General features: G+C 62.9%; 26 protein-coding genes. 9 read left to right on the top strand and 17 right to left on the bottom strand.

The genetic code is table 11. From position 1 onward, the window contains the following. Nucleotides 1-85 precede the first annotated feature (85 nt). Nucleotides 86-910: a hypothetical protein gene (locus E2K99_RS02000; RefSeq protein ID WP_134221169.1), complete on the top strand. Its 825-nt coding sequence runs from the start codon at nt 86-88 to the stop codon at nt 908-910. Between the two features lie 470 nt (nt 911-1,380). Here the strand turns inward: E2K99_RS02000 and E2K99_RS01995 are convergent, their stop codons facing one another. Genes E2K99_RS01995 through E2K99_RS01985 form a run of 3 tightly spaced genes read right to left on the bottom strand, consistent with a single transcriptional unit; the run spans nt 1,381 to nt 2,880 of the window. Beyond that, entirely contained in the window at nt 1,381-1,815 is a 435-nt protein-coding gene (locus E2K99_RS01995; protein WP_134221168.1) for a hypothetical protein, read from the bottom strand. A 14-nt stretch (nt 1,816-1,829) separates the two neighbouring features. Beyond that, the gene (locus tag E2K99_RS01990; RefSeq protein ID WP_166675026.1) at nt 1,830-2,240 is read right to left on the bottom strand and encodes a glycine zipper 2TM domain-containing protein; all 411 of its coding nucleotides are present in this window, start codon (nt 2,238-2,240) and stop codon (nt 1,830-1,832) included. Nucleotides 2,241-2,262: 22 nt separating this feature from the next. Further along, complete coding sequence (locus tag E2K99_RS01985) at nt 2,263-2,880, bottom strand: porin family protein (RefSeq protein ID WP_134221166.1); 618 nt, start codon at nt 2,878-2,880, stop codon at nt 2,263-2,265. A gap of 211 nt (nt 2,881-3,091) precedes the next feature. Here E2K99_RS01985 and E2K99_RS01980 point away from each other — a divergent pair, with 211 nt between their 5' ends. Beyond that, nucleotides 3,092-3,511, top strand: a complete 420-nt coding sequence (locus tag E2K99_RS01980; RefSeq protein WP_166675025.1) for a helix-turn-helix domain-containing protein — start codon at nt 3,092-3,094, stop codon at nt 3,509-3,511. Nucleotides 3,512-3,612: 101 nt separating this feature from the next. On the opposite strand, the gene E2K99_RS01975 is transcribed toward E2K99_RS01980, so the two are convergent. The 7 genes from E2K99_RS01975 to infA all read right to left on the bottom strand — a co-directional run bounded on the left by E2K99_RS01975 (nt 3,613) and on the right by infA (nt 9,706). After that, complete coding sequence (locus E2K99_RS01975) at nt 3,613-3,951, bottom strand: hypothetical protein (RefSeq protein WP_134221164.1); 339 nt, start codon at nt 3,949-3,951, stop codon at nt 3,613-3,615. Nucleotides 3,952-3,969: 18 nt separating this feature from the next. Beyond that, a complete protein-coding gene (locus E2K99_RS01970; RefSeq protein ID WP_240733837.1) occupies nt 3,970-5,550 on the bottom strand; it encodes a CsgG/HfaB family protein in 1,581 nt (526 codons plus the stop codon). A 44-nt stretch (nt 5,551-5,594) separates the two neighbouring features. Further along, nucleotides 5,595-6,218 carry a hypothetical protein gene (locus E2K99_RS01965; RefSeq protein ID WP_134221163.1) on the bottom strand — a complete coding sequence of 208 codons (624 nt, stop codon included), beginning with the start codon at nt 6,216-6,218 and terminating at the stop codon, nt 5,595-5,597. Between the two features lie 45 nt (nt 6,219-6,263). Further along, complete coding sequence (locus E2K99_RS01960; protein WP_240733836.1) at nt 6,264-7,469, bottom strand: hypothetical protein; 1,206 nt, start codon at nt 7,467-7,469, stop codon at nt 6,264-6,266. After that, nucleotides 7,460-8,644 carry a hypothetical protein gene (locus E2K99_RS01955; protein WP_240733835.1) on the bottom strand — a complete coding sequence of 395 codons (1,185 nt, stop codon included), beginning with the start codon at nt 8,642-8,644 and terminating at the stop codon, nt 7,460-7,462. The genes E2K99_RS01960 and E2K99_RS01955 overlap by 10 nt, the downstream gene beginning before the upstream one ends. Nucleotides 8,645-9,062: 418 nt before the next feature. Next, nucleotides 9,063-9,320 carry a hypothetical protein gene (locus E2K99_RS01950; RefSeq protein ID WP_134221162.1) on the bottom strand — a complete coding sequence of 86 codons (258 nt, stop codon included), beginning with the start codon at nt 9,318-9,320 and terminating at the stop codon, nt 9,063-9,065. Nucleotides 9,321-9,442: 122 nt separating this feature from the next. After that, complete coding sequence (infA, locus tag E2K99_RS01945; protein ID WP_006713209.1) at nt 9,443-9,706, bottom strand: translation initiation factor IF-1; 264 nt, start codon at nt 9,704-9,706, stop codon at nt 9,443-9,445. A 204-nt stretch (nt 9,707-9,910) separates the two neighbouring features. Between infA and E2K99_RS25765 the strand changes: the two genes are divergently transcribed. Continuing rightward, the gene (locus E2K99_RS25765) at nt 9,911-10,171 is read left to right on the top strand and encodes a hypothetical protein (protein ID WP_240733834.1); all 261 of its coding nucleotides are present in this window, start codon (nt 9,911-9,913) and stop codon (nt 10,169-10,171) included. Between the two features lie 44 nt (nt 10,172-10,215). On the opposite strand, the gene E2K99_RS01935 is transcribed toward E2K99_RS25765, so the two are convergent. From E2K99_RS01935 to E2K99_RS01905, 7 genes are read right to left on the bottom strand one after another with little or no spacing between them, the layout of a single operon-like run. Further along, complete coding sequence (locus E2K99_RS01935; protein ID WP_039790463.1) at nt 10,216-11,259, bottom strand: ABC transporter substrate-binding protein; 1,044 nt, start codon at nt 11,257-11,259, stop codon at nt 10,216-10,218. Then, entirely contained in the window at nt 11,256-12,428 is a 1,173-nt protein-coding gene (locus tag E2K99_RS01930; protein ID WP_134221161.1) for an NAD(P)/FAD-dependent oxidoreductase, read from the bottom strand. Before E2K99_RS01930 ends, E2K99_RS01935 begins: the two co-directional genes overlap by 4 nt. Continuing rightward, nucleotides 12,425-13,876 (bottom strand): FAD/NAD(P)-dependent oxidoreductase, encoded by a 1,452-nt coding sequence (locus E2K99_RS01925; RefSeq protein WP_134221160.1) that lies wholly within the window; start codon nt 13,874-13,876, stop codon nt 12,425-12,427. The genes E2K99_RS01930 and E2K99_RS01925 overlap by 4 nt, the downstream gene beginning before the upstream one ends. Further along, entirely contained in the window at nt 13,873-14,187 is a 315-nt protein-coding gene (locus tag E2K99_RS01920; RefSeq protein ID WP_039790460.1) for a (2Fe-2S)-binding protein, read from the bottom strand. The genes E2K99_RS01925 and E2K99_RS01920 overlap by 4 nt, the downstream gene beginning before the upstream one ends. Further along, nucleotides 14,184-14,978 (bottom strand): ABC transporter permease, encoded by a 795-nt coding sequence (locus tag E2K99_RS01915; protein ID WP_134221159.1) that lies wholly within the window; start codon nt 14,976-14,978, stop codon nt 14,184-14,186. The genes E2K99_RS01920 and E2K99_RS01915 overlap by 4 nt, the downstream gene beginning before the upstream one ends. Before the next feature lie 3 nt (nt 14,979-14,981). After that, a complete protein-coding gene (locus E2K99_RS01910) occupies nt 14,982-15,899 on the bottom strand; it encodes an ABC transporter permease (protein ID WP_205703743.1) in 918 nt (305 codons plus the stop codon). Next, nucleotides 15,896-16,981 (bottom strand): ABC transporter ATP-binding protein, encoded by a 1,086-nt coding sequence (locus tag E2K99_RS01905; RefSeq protein ID WP_034336645.1) that lies wholly within the window; start codon nt 16,979-16,981, stop codon nt 15,896-15,898. The genes E2K99_RS01910 and E2K99_RS01905 overlap by 4 nt, the downstream gene beginning before the upstream one ends. Nucleotides 16,982-17,247: 266 nt before the next feature. Here E2K99_RS01905 and E2K99_RS01900 point away from each other — a divergent pair, with 266 nt between their 5' ends. The 6 genes from E2K99_RS01900 (at nt 17,248) to E2K99_RS01875 (ending at nt 23,989) form a co-directional block, all read left to right on the top strand. Further along, complete coding sequence (locus E2K99_RS01900) at nt 17,248-18,105, top strand: IclR family transcriptional regulator (protein ID WP_039790457.1); 858 nt, start codon at nt 17,248-17,250, stop codon at nt 18,103-18,105. Continuing rightward, on the top strand, nt 18,102-19,064 hold the full coding sequence (locus E2K99_RS01895) for a 2-hydroxyacid dehydrogenase (protein ID WP_134221158.1): 963 nt from the start codon (nt 18,102-18,104) through the stop codon (nt 19,062-19,064). Before E2K99_RS01900 ends, E2K99_RS01895 begins: the two co-directional genes overlap by 4 nt. Nucleotides 19,065-19,237: 173 nt before the next feature. After that, the gene (locus tag E2K99_RS01890; RefSeq protein ID WP_134221157.1) at nt 19,238-20,530 is read left to right on the top strand and encodes an HlyC/CorC family transporter; all 1,293 of its coding nucleotides are present in this window, start codon (nt 19,238-19,240) and stop codon (nt 20,528-20,530) included. Nucleotides 20,531-20,680: 150 nt separating this feature from the next. Then, entirely contained in the window at nt 20,681-21,820 is a 1,140-nt protein-coding gene (locus tag E2K99_RS01885; protein WP_134221156.1) for a GspE/PulE family protein, read from the top strand. Next, nucleotides 21,807-23,072 (top strand): type II secretion system F family protein, encoded by a 1,266-nt coding sequence (locus E2K99_RS01880; protein ID WP_134221155.1) that lies wholly within the window; start codon nt 21,807-21,809, stop codon nt 23,070-23,072. Before E2K99_RS01885 ends, E2K99_RS01880 begins: the two co-directional genes overlap by 14 nt. 53 nt (nt 23,073-23,125) lie before the next feature. Continuing rightward, nucleotides 23,126-23,989 carry a prepilin peptidase gene (locus E2K99_RS01875; RefSeq protein ID WP_134221154.1) on the top strand — a complete coding sequence of 288 codons (864 nt, stop codon included), beginning with the start codon at nt 23,126-23,128 and terminating at the stop codon, nt 23,987-23,989. Nucleotide 23,990 lies beyond the last annotated feature (1 nt).

Genomic DNA, 23,990 nt, shown 5'->3' with positions numbered 1-23,990 from the left:
CAACCCTTCCGTCAAGGGAACGACTTGCTTGAACGTGCAAGCTGCTCCTTACGTCGAACATTCGGGTTCATAGAGGCCCTCAGCAATGACTCTGCTCGTATCTTGGGTCGGCATAGACACTCATGGCACGTCCTCGTTGTACATTGCGAGCGACAGCAGGTTATCGTGGGACAGGTCAAACTCCTTTGACGCAGGCCGCAAGGTTTTCGCATTCACCCGATGGCCCGACGTTCTCGGTTATTGTGGAGACGTCCTCTTTCCGTCGTTGGCACTGAATCAAATCGTCGATCTGGCAGACGCCGGACTTCTCTTTGCGCCGGAGTTCTCTCCGAAGCAGAAGTTTCAGGCTATCGTGGACAAACTAAACGACTTAGCTTCTGAGTACCCAGCGCTGAGAGCAGGCCTGGCAAAGAACAAGCTGACAATCGTCCATGGTTCCCGCCATCCGAAGGAGAACAGCGTCTTCTTCTGTCACTCCATTTCGTGGACCTCGGAAGGAAAGTGGCGAGGAGAAGAAAAGCGAATGCCTGTCACGTCAGATGTGCTGTTCGCTTTGGGGACCGGGGCAACAGCTTTCAATGAAAATTACTTGAGATACAGGAATGGGCCTACCAAGGGAACCAGCCGCGCGGTTTTTCATTGCTTTTGTGATACGCTTGCGAACTCAACTGATCACACTGTCGGAGGACCTCCTCAACTCGTCGGGTTGATTCGAAAGCCGGATTCCACTGCGTTCACGCTTGGTGTGATCCATGACGGAAAGCGGACGTTTCTTGGCGCCCATGTCGACAATCTGAGGAACTTTGATAAAGTCCAGTGGCGGAACGCCAACTTTGAGCTTTGTGATGCTCGAAAGATGGAAAAGCTGCCACATGCACAACCACAGCCTGACCCTTTGCGCAGGCAGTGAAACGGGCAACTCCCTGGACTCCGCGTCAGCGGAGGGCGAGGTGCTGTCGGGAGCAGGTGCTAAAGCACCTGCTCCCCACTCAGGGTCGGTGCGTGTTAATACCTAACAGCTCCATAGTACGAATAGCTTGCGGCTGCAGCTCATGTCAGTCGTTGAATGACCGCTTTCCGAACGGCCGAAGTACAGCTAAGGGTCGCTTTCCGCGTTCAACTTAACTTGTGCAATGACCCGGTTAGCTGCGTGTCCCTGCCGGTGCTCATAAGCACCGGACAAGCTACGAAGATGCCGGAATATGCATATAGGCATTGCCGCAGTTCCAACAAAACCTCTTTGAAGAAATTTTCTAACCGCAGCTTGCTTATCGATTGCCGTGAAGACGTCAACAGGAAAAATCAGCATTAGAAATCACAGGCGCTCTTTCAACCTCTCCGCAGCAATGGACTGGCTTAAAGATTTCATGCGGATAGGGGTCAGGGAATATATGCGGTTCCGCACCGATGGCAGTAATAGCCGTTATCGTGCAGTGCCTTCCACTTCGGATATTTTTCTTTGTAATCGGCGGACTTCTTTCGATAGCTCCAGACGAACCATGCAAAAACCGCCCAGAATGCCAGATTCATGTACCGCCACATCACGTCTGGACCGTTGGCCGCAAGCCAAGGGGAGGATGCAAGCGCCATCACACCCGTTCCGATCACCTCAAGCTTGCTCGGTTTTTTCGGAGCGCTGAATCTCGACGCCAATGTTGTCTGGCTGGTACCGCTGGTCGTACCGACAAAAACTCCAGAGCCGTCTCCAACGCCAATGCCGGTAACAGTGCCGCTACTGAACGTCGTACCTGATTGCAGAATCGCGCGAATCGCTTGAACGTTTTCGCCGCTGCATTTCGGACATTGTATTCCCATGTTGAACTCTCTTCTCAGTTATTGATTGCCTCAATCGTTGCCTTGTGTCCTTGCTGGACAATTCTCACGCTCTGCCCCAATCGGAATTCATTTGTGGTGGCTGTGATTGTGAAGACTCTGCCGTCTTGCATTTGCACACCCAGATCTGAAACCTGTTTTACTGTTTCCGTCCGGTTATATTGGCTGCCCGCGGCAGCACCTGCGACGGCTCCTAACACTGTCATGGCAGTTTTTCCATTGCCCTTGCCGAACTGGTGGCCTACAGCACCACCAGCAACGCCGCCGAGCAATGCTCCGGCCAAATTAGGCTCACTCCCGATGATTTGACGGTTCTCAATAGAGACAATCTTCCCGAAAGCCACATGTGTTGGTTCGCTGTTGAAAGTGGTGCAGGCAGAAAGAAAGCTCAGGGCGAGGCCTGCCATGACTGTGTTTTTCATAGCGCGATTAGAAGTTGTATTGCAGACCGACCGAGATCATGCGGGCATTGGTGTCGGTGGCGTTGTCGTTGGTCTTCGTAATCTTCGGATACCAGTTGAAGTCGGCGGTCAGATTCAACTTGTCGGTCAACTTGTACATGCCGCCGATACCCAAGGTGCTGTGAATTTGATTGTCCTTGCCTGTATAGGCATCGTCAGGGGAATCTGATTGCCGATCAAGAGAGGTATGCACGAAAATCGCGCCAACACGCGCCGTCACAGTGAAGTTCTCGCTGGCTGGGTAGAAGCCGCGCACTGCGGCAACGACGCCGTTATTCTTCACATACATGACGCTGGTTTCGCCAGTTGCACCACGAGTCAGGTTGTAGTGTGGCTTGCCGAAATCGACATAGCTCAATTCCACACCGACATACTGGTTGAAGCGATATCCGCCGCCAATTTCAAATCCCAGCTTATCCACCTCTTGGCCGGTGATGTAAGTGGCATGAACAGTATTGGAGGTGTCCAGAGTCGTATGGGCTTGCCCCAAAGCTCCTCGCAAATAAAAACCGCTCTCCTCGGCGTGAGCGACATTCATCATGGCGGCAATGGTCAGTGCAGCAGCAACAATTGTTTGAATTTTCATAGTGCTTGAGTTGAGTTGAGTTGGGTTGGTTGTCTTAGTAAGCCGGGCAGCAGATGTTCTAATTGCAATCCTTTCAATGAAATTTGATGCGTTAAAAACTGATCAATCATTTAAAATTGATTTATTAGATCATACAACATTAACGCATTGAGTCATTCCAAGGTTGACGTAAAAAGCACATGCTCGCTGCCAATAAATGACGGAGCATGTCATGCAACTAGAAGACAAAAATTCGGAAAAGCAGCTAGCCCGCGAAGTGGGCGGCATTATTGCTTTGCGAAGAAAAGCAAAGGGATGGACTCAGGCACAACTTGCCGAGCAAATGGGAATAGAAAAAGAGACGGTAAGCCGCTTAGAAACGGGGCATATTTCCCCGACACTGGGGCGCTTGGAACAGATCGCCCAGTTACTAGGCTGCGACATCACGGATCTATTGAAGATCACCGCTCCCGATATGGGCGATCAAGCCCTGTCCCTGCTGAATAGAATGAGCGAGTTCAGCGACTCTCAACAGACGATGTTAATGAACTTGTTTTATACGGTCACAACTGCGCTGAACAGGCTTGATGCCAAAGAGAGAACGATCGTCGAGAAGTTTTTGCGCGAAGTAATCGGTTCGACAGAAAAATAGTCTCCTTCCGAGGCGTTGCGGGAAGGCCTGCATGCACGCTAAGATGACGTGGTCCAAATCGTGGTCCAGTATTTTGGTCCAGCGCAAACGAGGAAACTGTTTTAAATCATGAGGTTACGGTGATGAGCTTCGAATCCTCTCACCCCGACCAGAATTACCTTGTAGATCAAGGACAAAAAAGCCCAGCAGCGATGCTGGGCTTTTTTATTGCCTGGAATTTTTGCCTTTTTATTCCTCGGCCCCGCCAAAACCGGCTGCTTTGATGCGAGCGGAGAAAAATCCTTCATTTCGACAGCCATTTTCGCTTTGCCGCCGACCTGCTTTGCGCTGGAGACCGGCACTGAACAAGAGGGCGCAGCGCAAACTGACGATCCCCGACGATGCGTTGAGTCATCATCAAGCGTCGCGGCCCGACGCCATCCTTTTCTATCCTTGCGCACCGGGCCACGCTCCACGTCTTACCACTTGTCATCTACAACCGGCGCGCTGGCCTTGGAACCCTCACTGGCTGCCGCAGCTACGTTCGGCTTCCCGTTCTTGGCCTTGGCTGGTGCAGAAGCTGCAGCCACCGGCGCCGCGGCTTCCTTGCCATTGGCTGCACCGGTTTCAGCGGCAGCGAGCTTGGGCAGTGGCCCGCGCAGCTCGATGGTACCGGCAGCGAAAGGCTTGTCACCCAGCTTGCCGTCCTCCTCCACCGTGCCATAGGAAGTCTGCGCAGCGACACGATCAATGCGGATCGTCCCCACCGGCGTTTCCTTGCGCCCCAGCGAATTGCCGGTCTGCGGGTCCTTGAGTTCTTCCCCCAGATAGACGGCCTTCCAGCGCTGGCCCGCCTGCAGCGATTCACCACCCTGGCTCAGGACCACCTGATCGCCCTCCAGCGAGACCACCGATACCGGGAAGATTTCCGTCACGATGGCACCACCAATCTGACTGGACAAGGCATCCATCAACCCGGCCGCCATGCTCTTGCCATCGATGACCCGCGGCATCGTACTCGGATCGGCACTGGCCAGCTTGTGCTCGAAGCTCTGCGACATCACCACCTGGCCGGTGGCCGCGTTGACCAGCCGCAAGGTGATGCGACCGCCGCCCGCGTACGACACCAGCTCACGAGCGGACATGCGCAGCTTGCGTACCGAGCGCGGATAGTCGAAACGCTCGATGGTCGGAATCAGCAACAGATCCGTGGCCAGTTGCTGGCCGATGCGGGCACTGTCCTGCACACGCACGTTGCCGCTGTTGATGTGATCGATCTCGGCTTGCAGCTCGGCACCGAATTCGCGATCCAGCACGATGAAGCGCCTGGTCTGCGTGAGGATGTCCGACAGGCGGCCACGCACCGCACGCGCAACTTCATCGGAGGCAACCTTGCTGTCGCCGACCGCATAGGTGGACACCAGGGTCTTGGGCAGCACCACCACGATCTTCGGCCGGCCCTTCTCATCGGGAGCCTGGTACTGGGCGATGTCGGCGCGCAACTTGACCTTCCAGTAGCTGCGCATGGCCTTGTGACTGAGTTCGGCCGACGCCGACTGCGCGCCCTGGCTGCCCTCCCCCTGCACCGCCGAAGAATAGCGGTACCCGGCATCACTGGCCTGCACCTTGGCGACGGTCTCTGCATCGAGCTTGTCGATTTCCTCCTGCGACAGGATCTCGTAACTCAGCACCGCACCCTGCGAGGCCGCGACCATGCGTTGCGCGAAGGCCTCGGTGCGCACGGAATCCCGCTCGCCGTTGACCACCACATCGAGCCCCTGCCGCAGGCTGTGCATCCGGCTCGCCATCTGCACGCCGTTGACCTGCGCCACCGCCGATTGCAAGGCAGCCACCACGGCCAGTTCCAGCGTGCTGCCGACCGCCTCGGCCTCGCGGCTGACGCGACTGGTACTGCCCACGCCCAGCGCCGGCGGCGCCGGCGACTGTGTCGCCGCCGTGGTCGTCGTCTGACTGCTGGCCGAAACACCAGCAGCCGACTCGTCCTTGCTGTCACAGGCCGACAGCAACGCCATCGACAAGACCATCAGTATTGCTCGCACTCTTGGCTGCATGGCGTCCTCTCAATGGAACAGTCCGGGCGCCATCACAGCACGCTGGTGGCATCGGCCGGGACTGCCACGCCATTGCTCCTGGCGAAGCTGACCGCATTCTTCAGCAGCCCGGTCAGGTTGCCGATGCTGGTGGGCAGGCTCTTGACGATGTAGGCACCCGATTGCAGACCGGGCAGCTGCATCGGCGAGGCGCTGCTCAGGCCATTGGCAAACGTCTGCGCCTCGGCCGACATGGCGATGTATTTCTTCACCCCTTGGACCAGTACCACCAGGCCCTCTGCGTATTCCTTCCTGGCCGCCTCATCCTTGAGGGTGGCACCGCTCTTCAAGGCATCAGAGATGGCCTGGGCATCGGCGCTGATGGCCTTGTCCTGCGCCTCCAGATCGCTGGCCGACATCGAATCGGACGTCGCTGCCGCATTGATGGCCTGGGCCTTGATGCCAAGCGCTGCACCGATGTGGCCGTTGGCAGTCAGCACGTCCTTGCCGGCCGCACGATAGGTGCGCGTGAGCTGCGACTGCTGTCCGGACAGATCGGCACCTGTACTGGAAGAAGCGGGCTTGCTGCCTCCCAGGAAATTGCCGAACTGGGCGAAGCTGGTAACAGGGAAAACCAGGGCCATCGAGACCACGGCGAACGCGATAGTTTTTTTCATGAAGATCTTTCAGTCAGAGGGAAACAAAGGAAAAAAGCGGCGCAATCACTGCAGTCCCATGGTGGCCATGCGGCTCGACAGTTCCTGGGCAGCATTGCTGGCAGCGGCCTTGAGCGCATTGCCACGCGCCTCCTCTTCGGTCGGTCCGACGCCGGCATAGGCCACCGGGCCAACCGCCACGCGGGTGCGGGGAATGGGCTTGGTCACGTCCCACACCTTGGCATTGACGGTCACCGCCACGCGCTGCAGCCCGCTCTGCGGATCCTTCTCGGCCAAGCCGACGTCCAGCGTGCCCAGGGCGATGTAGGGGATCTGATGCTCCTTCATGCCGGCCGCGATCGCGCGCAGGGTCTGCGGCTGCAAATCATTTCCGGATTTGTAGTCGGCCTCGATGGCGGCGATCTTGAAGCCGGCGGTTTCCACCATGGCCGCTTCGATGACGTCATAGCCGGCCTGGGAGAACTTGGCCACGAAGGTCTGGTTCAGGTTGGCACTGGGCAGCACGCGCCAGGTAGTGTCGGTCGCCTTGCGCGTGGTGCTGCCGCCGGTCTCCGAGGTGACGGTCGACTTGGCCGACACGTCGACACCGTTACGGCTCTCGCGCGAGATCGCACCCTGGGTCCTGACGCGCCCCTTCCCTACCGATTCACCTTCGTTGGTGGACTCCTTGTAACTCTCCTTGGCGGTGGCCGAGCCGGAGAATTGCGCACCCTCGTCCTGGCGTTTGTAGACGCGATCATCGTAAGACTTGGCGCTGTCCACCTGGCGCGAGACGAACACGAAGCTCATGGCCGACTTCTCGCCCTGGGCTGCCTTGCCCACCGCCGAGCTGGCCTGCACGGCGTTGCGCAGATTGGCCAGGTTCAGCGAGACGCGCACGGCGATGGTGTAGCGCATCTCCTTGGGGTCATCGGTTTCGGAGAGCACGGTGGTATCCAGAATGTAGCGATCCTGATTCTCAAGAATCTTGGCGCGGATCGCATCGAAGTTGGCCGACTCCGATTGACCGGCTTCAGCGTAGTAGCTTTCGACCGCCTTCAGCGCGGCCTCCTGGCGTGCCTTCTGCTTGATGGCCGGCGAGGCCTCGGTGCGGTCGAATACGCCAACCGATTCCTTGTAGCTCAGCGAGTACTGGCCACGGGCTTGCTGGATCTGCGCCAGGGCCGGCTGCGCCGACAGGGCCAGCGCCGCCATCAGCAGGATGAGGAAAGACCGGCAAAGATGGCGGATGGGATGGCGATTTATTTGCATGACTTCATCAACTCCTTGGTGTGGACAATCTGTTGTTCGATGTCTTGAGCGGCAGCGGCGCTCTTGAGCCATTTCTCGTCACCCCGGCCATCGATGACCTGGGCCAGCTTGACGAACATGCCATTGAGCGCGTCATAGAAATGCGGGAAGTCGTCCACGTAATCCTGGCTGGCCGGAATCACGCGCGACTCGCCGTTCTTGAGCGCGGTATCCAGATACACCTTGTTGCCCAGCGGTTCGATCAGGCGGATGCCGCCGTAGGCACCGTAGACGTAGCTGGTGGCACCGCCTTCAACTTCGCTGAACCTGACCTTCTTGAAACCGGTGAGATCGACGCTGATCTCGTAGTCGGGCTTGGGCAATCTGAGGTCCCACACGGCCCCATCGGAGACGCGGAAGGACATCACGTTGCCGATCGCATAGCCCTTGCTGAAGGGCAGGATGGGTACGCCGGCGCGTGTGGAAATGGCTTCGCCGGCCAGATCGGCGGCCCAGTTCTCCAATGCGCCGGGAGCGGACTTCAGGAAGTCAGGCAGCAGGCCAGATGCCTCCGGGCGCACCTGCACGTTGACTACCTGCAGGGTGCGCGACACCTGCGCCGGCAACTCGGCCTTGGCCACGTTGTTGACGAAGCGGCCGAGTATGCCGGGCTTGCCGCCGTTGCCTTCGTAGACCAGGGCGATGCGGGACAGGATCTCGTCTTCCGAAGCCGGGTGATCCAGGACGTCGACGTAGGCAAAGCTGACGGGATAGGAACGGATCACGTTCATGGACTTGAAATCGAAGAACATCACCTGCGCGCGTACCACGATCAGCAGTTTGTGCAGGCTGCCGAAGCTTTCCTCGGAGACCATCTCGTTGCCGACCACCAGCGCCACGGCCAGCGCCTGGTCGCGGCCCTTGAGTTCGTCGAGTTGCGGCACGATGCGCAGGTGGGCGGGCGGCGTGGCCTGCAGTTGCTGCATCAGTGTCTGATGCAGGGTGGTGCCGGCACGCTTGCGGGTCGCCTCGTAGCGGCGCGAGTACGGAAAGCGGTCGTCCAGCGTGCTCTCGCTGCCGGAATAGGCGAAGCCCGCGAAAGCCACGTCGAGCGGCTGCTGCGCCTGGGCCAAGGAGGAAAGAAAGAGCAGCAGCAGGCCCGCAAGCCTCTGCAGCACAGTTGGAAGGTAAATCACTGCATCCCCAAACGATGAACGCCGTCGCAGGGTGAACGGCATCCAGTTGCTCACAGGTGCATCGGGGGAGGAGAAGCGATGGAAGACAGTCTCATGCCCCCGGCGATGCACCGCTGACGCGGTGGTCCCGGGGCAGGCTGCACCGGAAGCATCGGTACCAAAATGGAGGGCAGAGATTAACCGAGGGAAATGGAATTACCGTCGGGCGAGAATAATTTGCGCTGAAAGTCTAAATTTTTTCGATGCGCGAGAACGCAGGGACATCGGACCGTTCATGCGGCTTCGCATGGTGTGTGTCCATGCTCCATGAAGGGAGGAGCCAGTGGAGGGGGTGAGAAAAAGAAAGGGAAGGAAGAGCCCGTCGCGCTTCATCAGCTTGAGCCGCCGGCCCATCCGGACCGGCTCAACTCAACGCAATTCACTTCAGCCAATCTCCATCCAGCGCTGGATCAAGATTGTCGATCACCGCCCGCGCCCAGCCCATGCCGCGCTCCACGGCCAGTAGCGCGCTATCAAACCGGCCAGGCAGCTGGCGACGTGGAAACAGGGGCGGCGCCAGCCCGCCGCTGTCGGCGATATGAACTTCGGCAACCTCCCACAAGCCACCCTCGCCCTGACAGCGCAGTGAAATGTGAAAGCCCTTGTACTGCTCCTGATGAGTGACCGGAGCTTGCATATTTTTTTTCTTTCGCAAAACCGATCATGGGAGGGCGCATACCGTCGTGAAGGACAGGCGGGCCGGAGGGCATCAGGCGGCGCACCACGCCATTGGGCGTGGGAGGGATGCGCCGCGCGCTCTCAGCGGCGACGGAAACCCGGACGGGGGCCGCTGGGGCCGCGCTGTTCCAGGTGACGGAAGATGATGCGACCCTTGTTCAGGTCGTAGGGAGACAGTTCCAGCGTGACCTTGTCGCCCGCCAGAATCTTGATGAAATTCTTTTTCATGCGACCAGCCGTATAGGCGATCAGCGAATGGCCGTTGTCCAGCGCCACGCGGAAACGCGAGTCGGGGAGGACTTCGGAGACTTGTCCTTGCATTTCGATCAGTTCTTCTTTTGCCATTTTCTCTTTCTTGTGCGTGAGCACGCGACCTCACGGAGGAAGGGCTCGGGGATTTGCAATCTCTGGCTTTGACGACTGGCCACGCCATGGGGAGGCCGGGAGCGTTAAGGTCGGAGGACAGGTGAACCCGCTGGCGGCGAGACCGGCAGCGCAGTGTCTTTACTCGGGGAAGCGGATGAAGATGCGAATCACGCGGATTGCAAGATGCTGTACGACAAGGCGCGTGGGGATCAGGATTTCCGCTCGGTTCTTGAGCGATCCATGCATTATACGCGATTTTTGCCCTACCCGCCACTGCGCGCCTCGGGACGGTCTGCTGTGGTTTATCTGCGCCATTGCACAATCGACATCGATTTATCGATGCCACAGATAAACAAAAATGGGGATCACGCGCCATCAGCGCAAAAAAAACGCCACCGCGCAGGTGGCGTAAAAAACTACCAGAGGTTCTGCCAAATCAGATAAATCATTTACGCATTCCTGCGTTTCAGGCCGACGAGCTGCCGATCTCATCTCTCAATGGTGCGGCTCCAGCGCGTATTCCACACGGCGCGGTTCTTGTTGATCTCATCCCAGTCCACCGCGCGCGCGGCCTTGACGAAGCCATTCATGCGCGCCTGCTCGGCCGCGGCCGTGCCGCTGACCTGGACCTTGGTATTGGTCGGGTTGTAGTTGCCGTTTTCCAGCGCCAGGGCTTGCGCCTGCGGCGAGAGCAGATAGGCCGCCAGCTCCTGCGCCAGCTGCGGCTCGGTATTGTTGGCGATCACGCACTGCGCCACCATCAGCACAATGGCACCTTCCTTGGGCTGCACGTATTCCACCGGCACGCCCTTGCTCTTCAAGAGCGTCGATTGCGTGGGCGTGTAAGGGAACAGGGCCGCCTCGCCGGTCTGCGCCATCTCGGAAATCTTGGCCGAATTGGAGATGTACTCCAGCACATTGGGCCCGATGGTCGAGGGCCAGGCCTTGAAGCCGGGATCGACGTTGGCATCCGTGCCGCCCTTGAGCTGGTTGAAGGCGAGGAAGGCATGCAGCCCGAAAGTGGACGAAGGCAGCGACTGGAACACCACGCGCCCCTTGAGCTTGGGATCGGCCAGGTCGAGCCACGAGGTCGGCGGTGCCCAGCCCTTCTCGGCATAGACCTTGGTGTTGTAGGCCAGGCCGGTAACGCTGATGGTCACGCCCGTGGCCAGGTCATCCTTGATGTGCGCCACCGGCAGCAGGTTGGCCAGGTTGGGATTGGGCTTCTGCTTCTCGCACAGGCCCATGCCGACGGCACGATACATCACGCCATCGTCCAGGAACATCAGATGCATCTGCGGCTTGTCCTTGGCGGCCTGGGCCTTGGCCAGGATGTCGGCCGAGCCGCCGGGCACCACGGCGATCTTGACGTTGTACTTCTGCTCGAAGGGAGCGAACACCGCTTGCGTGAAGGTCTTCTCCATGTTGCCGCCATTCATGCCGACGTACAGCGTGCGGGTCTGCGCCTGCCCCTGGGCGGCGGTGGCGGCCAGCAACAGTCCGAGGGCAGCGGTGCGGGAAAGCGACATCATGAGATCTTCCTTTCAGGGTGGGAGGACAACAGGTCGACAGCGTCGGAACGTGGCGGCAGGAAACGGCCAATCGAGAAAGCATCCAGCGCGATGGTGCTGCGGCCATGCAGCACCAGCTCGGCCAGCGCCTCACCGGCAGCCGGCCCGATCTGGAAACCGGCACCGCAGAAACCGAAGCCATGCAGCAGGCCCAGTTGCGTCGTGCTGGGGCCGATCACCGGATGCTGGTCCGGCAGGTAACCTTCCACGCCGCTCCAGCTGCGGATGATGTGGACATGGCGCAGCGCCGGCAGCAAGGCCGCCGCCTGCGGCAGCAGCCCGAGGATGGAATCGTGCGAGGCGCGGGCGCGCAGTTCATCCTGCTCGTAGCCACGGCCCCCGCCCAGCACCACGTTGCCGCGCGCCACCTGGCGGCAGTAGATGGAGCCCCCTTCCACGCCCAGGCTCCAAGGCAGGAAGTGGGGAATCGGTTCGGTCACCACCATGCTGGGGTGGCCGCTGGTCAGCGGGACGGTCTCGCCAAAGGACTGCGCCACGCGATTGGCCCAGGCACCGGCGCAATTGATGAGTACTTCCGCACGCACCTGCAAGGGTTCGCCGCCCAGCCGCGCTTCGGCCACGAAGTCGCGGCCATCGTAGCCCACCTGCATGACTTCGCAACGCTCGATCACGGTCGCGCCCGCCGCTTCGGCGGCGCGCGCAAAGGCCGGCGAGACCAGGCGCGGATTGGCCTGGCCGTCTTCCGAACACAGCGAGCCGCCGACCGCCGCGCCGCCCAGCCAGGGACATTGCTGGCGCAGGCGTTCGCCGCTGATGAGTTCGATCCCCAGCCCATAGGGCCGGCTCAGTTCGGCATAGGCGATCAGCGATTGCATGTCGGCGTCGCTACGGGCCAGCTTGAAGTGGCCGCTGCGTTCGTATTCGCCGGTGGTGCCGATCAGGGACTGCAGATCGCCCCAGATCTGATGCGCCCGTTGCGACAGCGGCAGCTGCACTTCGGGGCGGCCCTGGCGGCGCACGCCACCGTAGTTGATGCCGCTGGAACGCGCACCGCACAGGTCGCGCTCCAGGATGGTCACGCGGCGTCCGGCTTTGGCCAGCACCAGTGCAGCCGAGCTGCCGACGATGCCGCCGCCGATGATGAGGACTTCGGTATGGAGGCTCTTCATGAGGCATCCTCCTGCGCATGCAGCGCGATCACGCGCGCAGAGACAGGCTCGGGGGCCGGCACATGCATGCCCAATGGAATCGGTTTGATCGGTGCCTGGCCGCGCAGCCGTCCGACTTCCTGCACCGGCAGGCCAGCGGCATGCGCCAGGATTTCGGCGGCCGCGGCACCACACATGCGGCCCTGGCAACGGCCCATGCCAACGCGTGTGAGCGCCTTGAGCCGGTTCATTTCCGCTGCGCCTTTCTCGCGCACGGCCGCGCGCAATTCACCGGCGCGGATGTTCTCGCAGCGGCAGATCACCAGATCGTCCGGTGCGGTGGCCGCCCAGCGTTCGGGGAAGGGGAAGGCGCGCTCCAGTCCGAGACGGAAAGCGCCGATGCGCGCCAGCTCCGCTTCGATCTGCGTCACCCGGGCCGCATCGACGGCGATGCCGCGATCCTGCAGCAAGGCCAGCGCAGCGCGTTCACCGGCCAGCTCAGCGGCATCGGCCCCCATGATGCCGGCACCGTCACCGGCGAGATAGACGCCCGGCACGCTGCTGCGGGTGCTCTTGTCGCGCACCGGCAGATGCGCACGCTGCAGGCTGTCGAACTGGAAGCGGCAACCCAGCAGATCAGCCAGTTGCGTTTCAGAACGCAGTGCATAACCGAAGCCGACGGCATCGCATTCAATGCGCTGCTCGGGACCGGGCTTGCCGCCCGCGCTTGCCAGGTTCTCGCGACGCCAGACCAGCGCCTGCACCCGCGCATCGCCTTCCACGCGCAGCACCCGCGCGTGCGAATGCACCGGCACGCCATGCAGCTTGAGCCAGGCGAGGTAGTAGATGCCCTTGGCCAGCAAGGCCGGCTGGCCCAGCATGGCGGGCAGTGCAGCGATGCGGTCGGCCAGGCTGCTGCTGTCGAGCACCGCTGCCACCCGCGCACCGGCCTTGGCATATTGATAGGCCACCAGATAGAGCAGCGGACCATTGCCGGCCAACACCACCGAGCGTCCGATGGCGCAGCCCTGGAACTTGAGCGCGACCTGCGAGCCGCCCAGCGTATAGACGCCCGGCGTGGTCCAGCCGGGGAAAGGCAGCACGCGGTCAGTCGCACCGGTGGCCACGATGATGTCTTCCCAGGCCAGGGTGGAAGCGGATTGCGCGCCGCCATCCATGAGGTCCAGCAAACCCGGCTGGGCATTCCAGACCAACGTGTTGGGGCGATAGTCGATGGCCTCGCGCAGCGCATGGAAGGTGCTGTGCACCGATTGTGCGCGGCTGGCTTCAAAACCGTAGAGCGTCTTGCGGCTGCGCAGGAAACCGCGCGGCGGCTGGCGATAGATCTGGCCGCCAGCCTGCGCGGCTTCATCGATGACGATGGGCCGCACGCCATGGGCCAGCAGCGTCTGCGCCGCACGCACACCGGCCGGGCCGGCACCGACGATGACGGGAGCTGCGCGCGTCATGCGGGTTCCTCCTGGCCGCTGCGCAATTGCATGCCGGCACGGATGAAGGTGGAGCAGGCGCGCAGGCGCTCGCCGCTGTCGGTCGCGATCCAGCAATCCTGGCACGCGCCCATCATGCAAAAGCCGGCCCGCGGCTGGCCGCTGAATTCATTTCGGCGCAGGCTGCAGGTATTGGTCAGCACGGCGGTCAGCACCGTGTCGCCTTCCAGCGCGGTCGCCGGGCGGCCGTCCAGCGTGAAGCTGACCGCAGCGCGATCGCCTTCGGCCAGCCGCACCAGCTGGGCCTGTGCAGGAGCAGAGGTGTGATTCATGAACGCCCCACCAGCACGCGGTCCAGTCCATAGACCCGGTCCAGGATGATCATGGCCACCGCCGTGATGCCCACCATCAGCGCCGAGACGGCCGCCATCATGGGATCGATGGATTCGGTGGCATACATGTACATGCGCACCGGCAGCGTCACCGTCGAGGGCGAGGTCACGAAGATGGACATGGTGACTTCATCGAAGCTGTTGATGAAGGCCAGCAGCCAGCCCCCGGTGATGCCCGGCAGGATCATCGGCAGCGTGATGCGCAGGAACACCGTGGAGCGCGTGGCCCCCAGCGACAGGGCGGCCTGCTCGGCGCTGCGGTCGAAGCCGATCAGCGCGGCCATGATCAGGCGCATCGTATAAGGCGTCACCACCAGCGAGTGCGCCAGCACCAGCCAGCCAAAACTGCCCGCGCCGCCCACCACCGAGAACAGGCGCAGCAGCGCCACGCCCAGCACCAGGTGCGGAATGATCAGCGGCGACAGGAACAGGCCCTGCAAGACGCCGGACCAGCGATGCGGATAACGCACCAGCGCCATGGCCGCCGGAATGGCCAGCGCCGTGGAGATGGTGGCCGCTGCCAGCGCCAGCCAGAGGCTGTTCCAGAAGGAGCTCACGAAGTCGGGAAACTCAAACACCGCCTTGAACCAGCGCAGCGAGAATTCCGGCCCGTTCATGGTCAGGGTGTTTTCGGGGGTGAAGGCAATCACGCACACCACCAGGATCGGGGCCAGCGTGAAGAGGATCACCAGTGCATTGAAGCACAATGCAATCGGTCCGTTCTTGTTCATGGTTCAGCCCAGCGCTTTCTTGTAGCGGCGTTCGATCATGCGGTTCCAGCCCAGCATGATGACCAGGTTGGCCACCAGCAGCAGCAGCGCGATGGCGGCGCCCAGCGGCCAGTTCAGTTCGTGCAGGTATTCGTCATAGATGATGGTGGCCATCATCTTCAGGCGGCGTCCGCCCAGCAAACCCGGAATGGCAAAGGAGCTTGCCGAGAGGCCGAAGACGATCAGGCTGCCCGAGAGAATGCCGGGCATGATCTGCGGCAGCACGATACGGCGCAGCACGGTGATGGGCGAGGCGCCCAGCGACAGCGCCGCATTGGCCACGCCACCATCGAGTTTCTGCAGCGAGGTCCACACCGGGATCACCATGAAGGGCAGCATCACGTGCACCAGCGCAATGACGATGGCCGTTTCGGTATAGAGCAGCTTGACCTTGGCAAAGCCCAGCGCCACCAGCGTGCCGTTGATGAGGCCTTCGGGACCGAGCAGCATGCTCCAGCCGAAGGCGCGCACCACCACCGAGATCATCAGCGGGGCCAGCACCACCAGCAGCATGATGGAGCGCCAGGGCTTGCGCATGCGGTTGAGGATCCAGGCTTCGGGCGCACCCACCACGATGCAGATCAGCGTGACCAGGCCCGAGATCCACAGCGTGCGCCAGAAGATGCCGTAGTAATACGGATCGGTCAGCACCGCTGCGTAATGCTCCAGCGTGAAGGTACCGGCCTTGGGGCCGGTCTCGGCATCATAGGCGTTGAAGGACAGCACGAAGGTCAGTACCAGCGGCACAAGCAGCATCACCGTACACAGCAGGATGGCCGGGGCCGACATCAGCCAGGGCAGGCTGCGCTGGCCGGGGGCCTTGTCGCTGGCGGCGGCACTCACCACGGGCGGTGCCACGGAAGTCGTGCCGGCCGCGCTCATGCTGCGACCCCTTCATCGCTGCGGGCGGTGGAGACCAGGCGCAGGCTGTAGTCACTCCACGCCAGGCCGACGGCAGCCCCCTGCTCCAGTGCTTCGGCACCGTCGTTGGCCGAGAGGACCGAGAGCAGGCCCAGCGGGGTCTCCACTTCATACATCCATTGGCTGCCGAGGAAGAAGCGGCGCACCACTTCGCCATTGCAGCGGCCCTGGCCGGGCGCGGTACAGCGGATCTTTTCCGGACGCAGGCCCAGCACCACGCGGCCGCCGCCGCGCAGGCCGGTGTCGGTGCTTTCCAGCGACAGCATCATGCCGCCCACCGCGATGTCGGCACGTTCACCTGCGGCACCGACCACCTGGCCTTCGAGCAGGTTGGCCTTGCCCACGAAGGTGGAGATGAAGCGGTTGGCCGGATGTTCATACACGTTCAGGGGACGGCCGACCTGGGTGATGTGGCCGGCCTCCATCACCACCACGCGGTCACTGATGGACATGGCTTCGCTCTGGTCGTGCGTGACCATGATGGTGGTGGTGCCGACCTTGCGCTGGATGTCGCGCAGTTCGAATTGCATCTCTTCGCGCAGCTTGGCGTCGAGGTTGGACAGCGGTTCATCGAGCAGCAGCACCGGCGGGGCGATCACCAGCGCGCGCGCCAGGGCCACACGCTGGCGCTGGCCGCCGGAGAGTTCGCGCGGATAGCGCGCACCGTGTTTTTCCAGATGCACCAGCGACAGGGCCTGCGCCACACGGTCGCGCTTCTCAGCGGCGCCGCACTTGCGCATCTCCAGCCCGAAGGCCACGTTCTGCTCCACCGTCATGTGCGGGAACAGCGCATAGGTCTGGAACACGATGCCCAGGCCGCGCGTATTGGGCTTGGCATGCGTGATGTCGCGGCCGTCGAGTTCGATGCGGCCGCCGCTGACGGCCTCGAAGCCCGCGATCATCTGCAGGGTGGTGGTCTTGCCGCAGCCCGAAGGACCGAGCAGGGAGATGAACTCACCCTTTTCCACCGTGAGGTTGAACCCCGATACCGCCTGGGTATCGCCATAGAACTTACTGACATTGGTCAGCGTGAGAAATGACATTGCAAGCTCCCTGTCGCAAGGTTCGGGCGCTGCACGGCTGGCGGGCTTGTCGGCCGGCGGGCGCTCCGATGCATACTTTCAATTGCGCAACCCCATCGCTGGAGCGATGTGAGCGGCGCGTCTCCTGTTTCGTTATTGATGCAATTTCGGTGCCAATTCTGCTATCGTATTTCGACAGTCGGGAAATTTTTTATATTTATTCCATCCAATGAAATGCATCGGCGAGCGAACCCCCGCCGATTCCACCCAGCAGACAAAGCCCCCTCATGAGCGAGCACAACGACGAGGCCACGGCCGCCAGCGCCCCCGCCTCCCTGCCGGTCAACGGCATCCAGCGCACCTTTGCGGTGTTGCGTGCGCTGGCCGATGCACCACCGCAAGGCATGCGGGTGACGCAAGTAGCCAAGGCCATCGGCCTGACCCAGGGCACCACGCACCGGCTGCTGCAATCGCTGGCAGGTGAAGGCGTGGTGGAACAGGATGAGCGCAGCAAGCTGTATCGCCTGGGCATGGACCTGTTCGCCCTGGCCGCACGCGCCGGCAATGCGTCGGATGTGCGCAGCCTGTGCCGCCCGGCGCTGCTGCGGCTGTGCGGCAGTCTCGGTGATACGGTCTTCCTGCTGCTGCGCTCGCGCTTCGATGCGGTGTGCGTGGATCGCGTCGATGGCCCCTTCCCGATCCGCGCCTTCACCGGCGACATCGGCGGGCGCGTCGCCTTGGGCGTGGGACAGGGCGCGCTGGCCATCCTCGCCTTCCTGCCGGAAGAAGAACGCGAGGAAGTGATCCGCTATAACGTGCCGCGCCTGCGCGAATTCGGGGTCTATGACGAGGTCTACCTGCGCACGGAAATCGAGCGTGTGCGCGAGACCGGTTATGCGGCACGCCAGGCCGGTCTGCTCGATGGCATGGCCGGGCTGGGTGTGCCGCTCTTCGATGCCGGCGGCAACATCGTCGGTGCCTTGAGCGTAGGCACGCTGACCTCGCGCCTGACCGAGGAGCGCCTGCCGACCGTGGTGCAGATGCTGCAGCGGGAAGCCGCCGCCCTGTCGCGCCGGATCAATCCCTTCGACCCGGCCTTGCGCCGGCCCATGCACCAGGCCAATCCCGTGGAGCCACAAGCATGACCACCCCTGCTCTTGCTCCCGTGCTGCTGATCAAGTCCGGCGGCGCTGCCGCGCTGGCCGAGTGGCGCGCCAGCTTCCATGAATTCGCACCCGGGCTGGGCCTCGACGTGCGCGCCTGGGATGATCCGGAAGTCGATCCGGCGCGCGTGCAGTTCGTGCTGGTGTGGCAGCCCGAGCCGGGGCGGCTGGCGCAGTTTCCCAACCTGAAGGCCATCATCAGTGCGGCTGCCGGAGTCGATCACATCCTTGCAGACCCGCACCTGCCGGAGCTGCCCATCGTGCGCATGGTCACGCCTGAAACGCAGCAGCGCATGGCCGAATTCACGCTCATGAGCAGCCTGATGCTGTTGAAGGACATGCCGCGCATCATTGCCCAGCAGGCGCGCGCCGAATGGCGCGAATTTTCCACGCCCCGCACGGCGCGCGAAACCCGCGTGGGCGTGCTGGGACTGGGTGCGCTGGGCCTGTCGGCGGCGCGCATGCATGCGGCGGTCGGCTTCGAGACGGCCGGCTGGGCGCGCTCGCCGCGCAGCGAGAAGGGGCTGGCTTGCTTTGCCGGGCCCGATACGTTGCCGGACTTCCTGGGCCGCACCGATATCCTGATCTGCCTCTTGCCCGAGACCACCGATACCCGCCACCTCATCAATGCCGATCTCTTGCGCCAGTTGCCGCGCGGTGCCGCGGTCATCAACGTCGGCCGCGGCAGCCACATGTGCCTGCCGGATCTGCTGGCCGCGCTCGACAGCGGACACTTGTTCGGTGCGGTGCTGGACGTGTTCGATGAAGAACCGCTGCCCGCCGAGGCCGCCGTCTGGCGCCATCCGCGCGTGCTGGTCACGCCCCATGCAGCGGCCACGCCCTCGCGCCGCGAACGCGCCAGGCAGACGGCGGTAGCCATTGCCGCCATGCTGGACGGCCTGCCGCCGCCGCATCTCTACGACCACAGCAAGGGTTACTGAAGGGCAAGTCCGGGCGCAGGCGCCACACCGCGCCGCCGCCCGGCTTGCGGGATAAGCCCCCATCGTCTAGACTTTGGCGCTCGCTGGCCGCCCTGGCTTGCCTGTCATGATGACAAGCAAACAGGCCCGCCGACTCCCTCCCATGCGTGAGGGCAACCCACTGACGGCAACGTTTGGATACCGTACCCATATGGGTGCAAGCTCTTGCACTCCTCATTCTCATCCTGCTCTCGGCCTTCTTTTCCATGACCGAGACGGCGCTGATGGCCGCCAACCGCCATCGCCTGCGGCACCTGGCCAAACAGGGCAACCGGGCCGCCATCACCATCCTGTGGTTGCTGGATCGCACTGAGCGGCTGCTCTCGCTGATCCTCATCGCCAATACCGTCATCAATGCGCTGGCCACGGCCCTGGTGACGGCGCTGGCCATTGCCGCCTTCGGCAACCACCAGCGCGTGATCACGGCGGCCACCGCCTTCGTGGCGGCGCTCTTGATCATCTTTGCCGAGATCGTGCCCAAGGTGATTGGTGCCACCCATCCCGAACGCATTGCGCTCTTTACCAGCTTCATCCTCAAGCCGCTGATGCGGGTGGCCAAGCCGCTGGTGTGGTTCGTCAACATTTTCGTTTCTGCCATCCTCAAGGTCTTGCGCATCAAGACCGGATCGCGCGCGGCCGAGCAGCGCATTTCGCCCGAAGAGCTGCGCTCCATCGTGCTCGAAGGCGGCAGTTTCATTCCGCAGAAGCACAAGAGCATCCTGCTGAACCTGTTCGACCTGGAAAAGATTTCGGTGGAAGACGTCATGACCCCGCGCGCCCAGGTCGAGGCCCTGAACCTGGCCGCCCCGGTGGAGGAGATCCTGCACCAGCTGGCCACCTGCTATCACAACAAGCTGCCGGTGTTCGAGGGCGAGATCAATCACATCGTCGGCATCCTGCATGTGCGCAAGACGGTCTCACTGTTCCGCCAGGAAGACGACATCACCCACGACGACATCCGCGCCCTGCTCTCGGCCCCGTATTACGTGCCGGTGGAGACCGATGTCTTCACCCAGCTGCAGTACTTCCAGGAAAACCACGAACGCCTGGGCATCGTGGTCGATGAATACGGTGAAGTGCAGGGACTGGTGACGCTGGAGGACATCATCGAAGAGATGATCGGCGAATTCACGACCTCCTCGCCCGGCTCCTCCGGCGAAGGTTTCGGCTGGGACAAGGACGGCACCTGCCTGCTTGAAGGCAGCACCACCCTGCGCGACATCAACAAGCGCCTGGGCCTGAAGCTGCCGCTGGATGGCCCCAAGACCATCAACGGCCTGCTGCTGGAAACCCTGCAGGACATTCCCGAAGCCAGCGTGGCCGTCAAGATCGATGGCTGCGTGATCGAGATCGTGCAGGTACAGAACCAGGCCATCCGCATGGTCAAGCTCATTGCCATGCCTGCGAAAGTGAAGGCACAGGACTGAGCCTGCGCCGGGCCTTGCAGGCCGGCATCGAACTCCACCGATTTTGTCCCGCGCAAACGGCCGGCCCGCTTTTCGGGCGGCCGCCGCGCGTGGGAGACTTGCCCTCCCCTGTGCGTTGCCCTGCGGCAGCGCCCCTGCGCGAGGTCTCCCATGCTGCACACTCCCGACACGGCCGTGGCCGATGATGACGTCCCCGTGGTGCGCCTGCTGCACAAGCTGCTGGCCGATGCCGTCGGCATGGGCGCTTCCGACCTGCATTTCGAGCCCTTTGAACATCTCTTCCGCGTGCGCTTGCGCCTGGATGGCGTGCTGCACGAGCTGGCGCAGCCGCCGCTGAGTTTGCGCGACAAGCTGGCCACCCGCCTGAAGATCCTGGCGCGTCTGGATATCGCCGAAAAGCGCCTGCCCCAGGATGGCAAGATGCGCCTGGCACTGGGCGCGCGCACCGTCGATTTCCGCGTCTCGACGCTGCCCACGCAGTTCGGTGAAAAGATCGTGCTGCGCATCCTCGACACCGCCCAGGCGGCCTTGTCGATCAGCGACCTCGGCTATGAACCGGCCCAGCAGGAAGCGCTGCTGCAAGCCATCAGCAAGCCGCACGGGCTGGTCCTGATGACCGGGCCGACCGGCTCCGGCAAGACGGTCTCGCTGTATGCCTGCCTGCAGCGGCTGAACCAGCCGGGCGTGAACATCGCCACCGCCGAGGACCCGGTGGAAATCAACCTGCCCGGCATCAACCAGGTCAGCATCAACGAGCGCGCCGGACTGGACTTCGCCCTGGCACTGCGCGCCTTCCTGCGCCAGGATCCGGATGTACTGATGGTGGGCGAGATCCGCGACCTGGAGACCGCCGACATCGCCGTCAAGGCTTCGCAAACCGGGCACCTGGTGCTCTCCACCCTGCACACCAACGACGCCCCGGCCACGCTCACGCGGCTGCTCAACATGGGCGTACCGGCCTACAACATTGCGGCATCGGTCAGCCTGATCGTGGCCCAGCGGCTGGTGCGCAAGCTGTGCCGCTGCCGCCGTCCGGCCGGTGGTACGCCGGCCACCTTCGTGCCGCACGGCTGCCCGGCCTGCAACCAGACCGGCTTTCGCGGGCGCACCGGCATTTATCAGGTGATGCCGGTCAGCGCGGCCATGCAGTCGCTGATCCTGGCCCAGGCCGGCACATTGGATCTGGGGCGGCAGGCGCAAGCGGAGGGCATCATCGACCTGCGGCGGGCGGGACTGCTGAAGGTCTTGCGCGGTGAAACCAGCGTGGGAGAAATCCTTGCCTGCACCTGATCGCACGACATCGGCGTCCCAATTCCGCTGGGAAGGGCTGGACCGCCACAATCGCCCGCAGCGCGGTGTGATACAAGCCAGCGATGAAGGGCAGGCACGCGCCCGGCTGCGCCAGCAGGGGATGCGCGTGGCGCGGCTGGGGCGCGCGGAGCGTGCGGCCGACCTCGACAATGGCCAGGCCCCTGCATCAAACCCGGCCACAGCCAGGACGCGTGGCCGCATCAGCGCCAAACAGATCGCCCTCTTCACCCGCCAATTGGCCACCATGCTGCGGGCAGGATTGCCGCTGCTGCAGTCGCTGGATGTAGCCATTCGCGGCGCCGGCCAGAGCGCACTGGCCGCGCTGCTGGCCGACGTGCGCCAGGCCGTGGCGCGCGGCGAGAGCCTGCATGCGGCGCTGGCGCGCCATCCGCGCCAGTTTGATGCGCTCTTCTGCAACCTGGTGCGCGCCGCCGAAGAAGCGGGGATGCTCGACAGCATGCTGGAACGCATCGCCCTCTATCGCGAAAAATCCCTGGCCTTGCGCGGCAAGGTGCGCGCGGCATTGGCCTATCCCTGCGCCGTGGTGCTGGTGGCGATCATCGTGACGGTGGTCATCATGCTGTGGGTGGTGCCGGCTTTCGAGCAGATGTTCCAGCAGTTCGGGGCCGAATTGCCGCTGCCTACGCGCATCGTCATGGCCACGGCGCGCCTGCTGGGCCAGCACGGTCCCTGGCTGCTGCTGGGCACGCTGGTGACGGGCGTGCTGGCGCTGCTGGCGTGGCGGCGTTATCTTCCGCTGCGACTGGCGGCGCAGCGCCTGAGCCTGTCCTTGCCGCTGTTCGGCAAGCTGTTGCGGCAAGCGGCGCTGGCACGCTGGAGCCGCACCTTCGGCACCCTCTTCGGTGCCGGCATCGCCCTCGTGGAAGCGCTGGAAACGGTCTCCGGCGCGGCCGGCAACGTGGTCTATGCCGACGCCTCGCTGGCCGTGCGCGACGCCGTGCGCAACGGTGCCTCGCTGCATGCGGCCATGAAGGCCACGGGCGTCTTCCCCGACCTGGCAGTGCAGATGACGGCCGTGGGCGAAGAGGCCGGCGCCCTCGACGCCATGCTGGGCAGGATCGCCGATCTCAACGAACGCGAAGTGGATGAAGCCGTCACTGCCCTCACCAGCCTGATGGAACCCGTTATCATGGCGGTGCTGGGCGTGGTGATCGGCGGCCTGGTGGTGGCGATGTACCTGCCGGTGTTCCGCATGGGTGCAGTGGTATAAGCCGGCACGCCTGTCTTCCCCTTCTTTGACGACCAAACCAGTTGAACCCGACGATGTCTTTCCTGGATGCCCTGGACTTCCCCGGCAACGCTGCACTCGCCGGCGTGGCGGCGCTGCTGGGCCTGCTGGTCGGCAGCTTTCTCAATGTAGTGATCCATCGCGTGCCGCTGATGATGCTGCGCGAGACCGCCAACTTCGTAGCAGGGGAACGCGGCGAAGCGCTGCCGCATGCCGACCGCTACAACCTCTGGCTGCCGGCCTCCGCCTGCCCGCATTGCGCCGCGCCGCTGGCGCTGCATCACAAGATTCCCGTACTGAGCTGGCTGCTGTTGCGCGGACGCTGCGCCTTCTGCGCCCACCCCATCAGCGCGCGCTATCCGCTGGTGGAACTGCTGACCGCACTGCTGTTCGCCCTGCTGGGCTGGCGCTTCGGCCTGGGCCTGCACGGCGCGGCGCTGATGGTGTGCGCGTCCTTCCTGATTGCGCTGGCGGTGATCGATGCCCGCACCATGCTGCTGCCCGACGACCTCACCCTGCCCTTGATGTGGCTGGGCCTGCTGGTCAACGTGGTGCATCGCCTGGTGCCGCTGCAGGATGCCGTATTGGGCGCGATGGCCGGCTATGGCGTCCTATGGCTGATCTACTGGATCTTCAAGCTGGCCACCGGCAAGGAGGGTCTGGGCTATGGCGACTTCAAGCTCATGGCCGCACTCGGGGCCTGGCTGGGCTGGCAGGCCTTGCCGCTGGTCTTGCTGCTGGCCTCGGCGCTGGGCGCAGTCCTGGGCCTGGCGCTGATGGGCTTGGGCCGCCACCAGCGCGGCCAGGCCATTCCCTTCGGCCCCTGCCTGGCCACCGCCGGCATGCTGACCCTGCTGATGGGCCATGGCTGGTTCACGCAACTTCTCTACGACTTCTGAT

It is taken from the genome of Herbaspirillum huttiense, from assembly GCF_004367745.1.
Classification (GTDB): Bacteria; Pseudomonadota; Gammaproteobacteria; order Burkholderiales; family Burkholderiaceae_D; genus Herbaspirillum; species Herbaspirillum huttiense.
Note: the sequence above shows the minus strand (reverse complement) of the source record. Positions and strands in the feature narration are given on the sequence as shown.

Coding starts and splice junctions, on each gene's coding strand:
- E2K99_RS02000 (WP_134221169.1), top strand. CDS start 86: ATGACTCTGCTCGTATCTTGGGTCGGCATAGACACTCATGGCACGTCC.
- E2K99_RS01995 (WP_134221168.1), bottom strand. CDS start 1,815: ATGGGAATACAATGTCCGAAATGCAGCGGCGAAAACGTTCAAGCGATT.
- E2K99_RS01990 (WP_166675026.1), bottom strand. CDS start 2,240: ATGGCAGGCCTCGCCCTGAGCTTTCTTTCTGCCTGCACCACTTTCAAC.
- E2K99_RS01985 (WP_134221166.1), bottom strand. CDS start 2,880: ATGAAAATTCAAACAATTGTTGCTGCTGCACTGACCATTGCCGCCATG.
- E2K99_RS01980 (WP_166675025.1), top strand. CDS start 3,092: ATGCAACTAGAAGACAAAAATTCGGAAAAGCAGCTAGCCCGCGAAGTG.
- E2K99_RS01965 (WP_134221163.1), bottom strand. CDS start 6,218: ATGAAAAAAACTATCGCGTTCGCCGTGGTCTCGATGGCCCTGGTTTTC.
- E2K99_RS01960 (WP_240733836.1), bottom strand. CDS start 7,469: ATGCAAATAAATCGCCATCCCATCCGCCATCTTTGCCGGTCTTTCCTC.
- E2K99_RS01950 (WP_134221162.1), bottom strand. CDS start 9,320: ATGCAAGCTCCGGTCACTCATCAGGAGCAGTACAAGGGCTTTCACATT.
- infA (WP_006713209.1), bottom strand. CDS start 9,706: ATGGCAAAAGAAGAACTGATCGAAATGCAAGGACAAGTCTCCGAAGTC.
- E2K99_RS25765 (WP_240733834.1), top strand. CDS start 9,911: ATGCTGTACGACAAGGCGCGTGGGGATCAGGATTTCCGCTCGGTTCTT.
- E2K99_RS01935 (WP_039790463.1), bottom strand. CDS start 11,259: ATGATGTCGCTTTCCCGCACCGCTGCCCTCGGACTGTTGCTGGCCGCC.
- E2K99_RS01930 (WP_134221161.1), bottom strand. CDS start 12,428: ATGAAGAGCCTCCATACCGAAGTCCTCATCATCGGCGGCGGCATCGTC.
- E2K99_RS01925 (WP_134221160.1), bottom strand. CDS start 13,876: ATGACGCGCGCAGCTCCCGTCATCGTCGGTGCCGGCCCGGCCGGTGTG.
- E2K99_RS01920 (WP_039790460.1), bottom strand. CDS start 14,187: ATGAATCACACCTCTGCTCCTGCACAGGCCCAGCTGGTGCGGCTGGCC.
- E2K99_RS01915 (WP_134221159.1), bottom strand. CDS start 14,978: ATGAACAAGAACGGACCGATTGCATTGTGCTTCAATGCACTGGTGATC.
- E2K99_RS01910 (WP_205703743.1), bottom strand. CDS start 15,899: ATGAGCGCGGCCGGCACGACTTCCGTGGCACCGCCCGTGGTGAGTGCC.
- E2K99_RS01905 (WP_034336645.1), bottom strand. CDS start 16,981: ATGTCATTTCTCACGCTGACCAATGTCAGTAAGTTCTATGGCGATACC.
- E2K99_RS01900 (WP_039790457.1), top strand. CDS start 17,248: ATGAGCGAGCACAACGACGAGGCCACGGCCGCCAGCGCCCCCGCCTCC.
- E2K99_RS01895 (WP_134221158.1), top strand. CDS start 18,102: ATGACCACCCCTGCTCTTGCTCCCGTGCTGCTGATCAAGTCCGGCGGC.
- E2K99_RS01885 (WP_134221156.1), top strand. CDS start 20,681: ATGCTGCACACTCCCGACACGGCCGTGGCCGATGATGACGTCCCCGTG.
- E2K99_RS01875 (WP_134221154.1), top strand. CDS start 23,126: ATGTCTTTCCTGGATGCCCTGGACTTCCCCGGCAACGCTGCACTCGCC.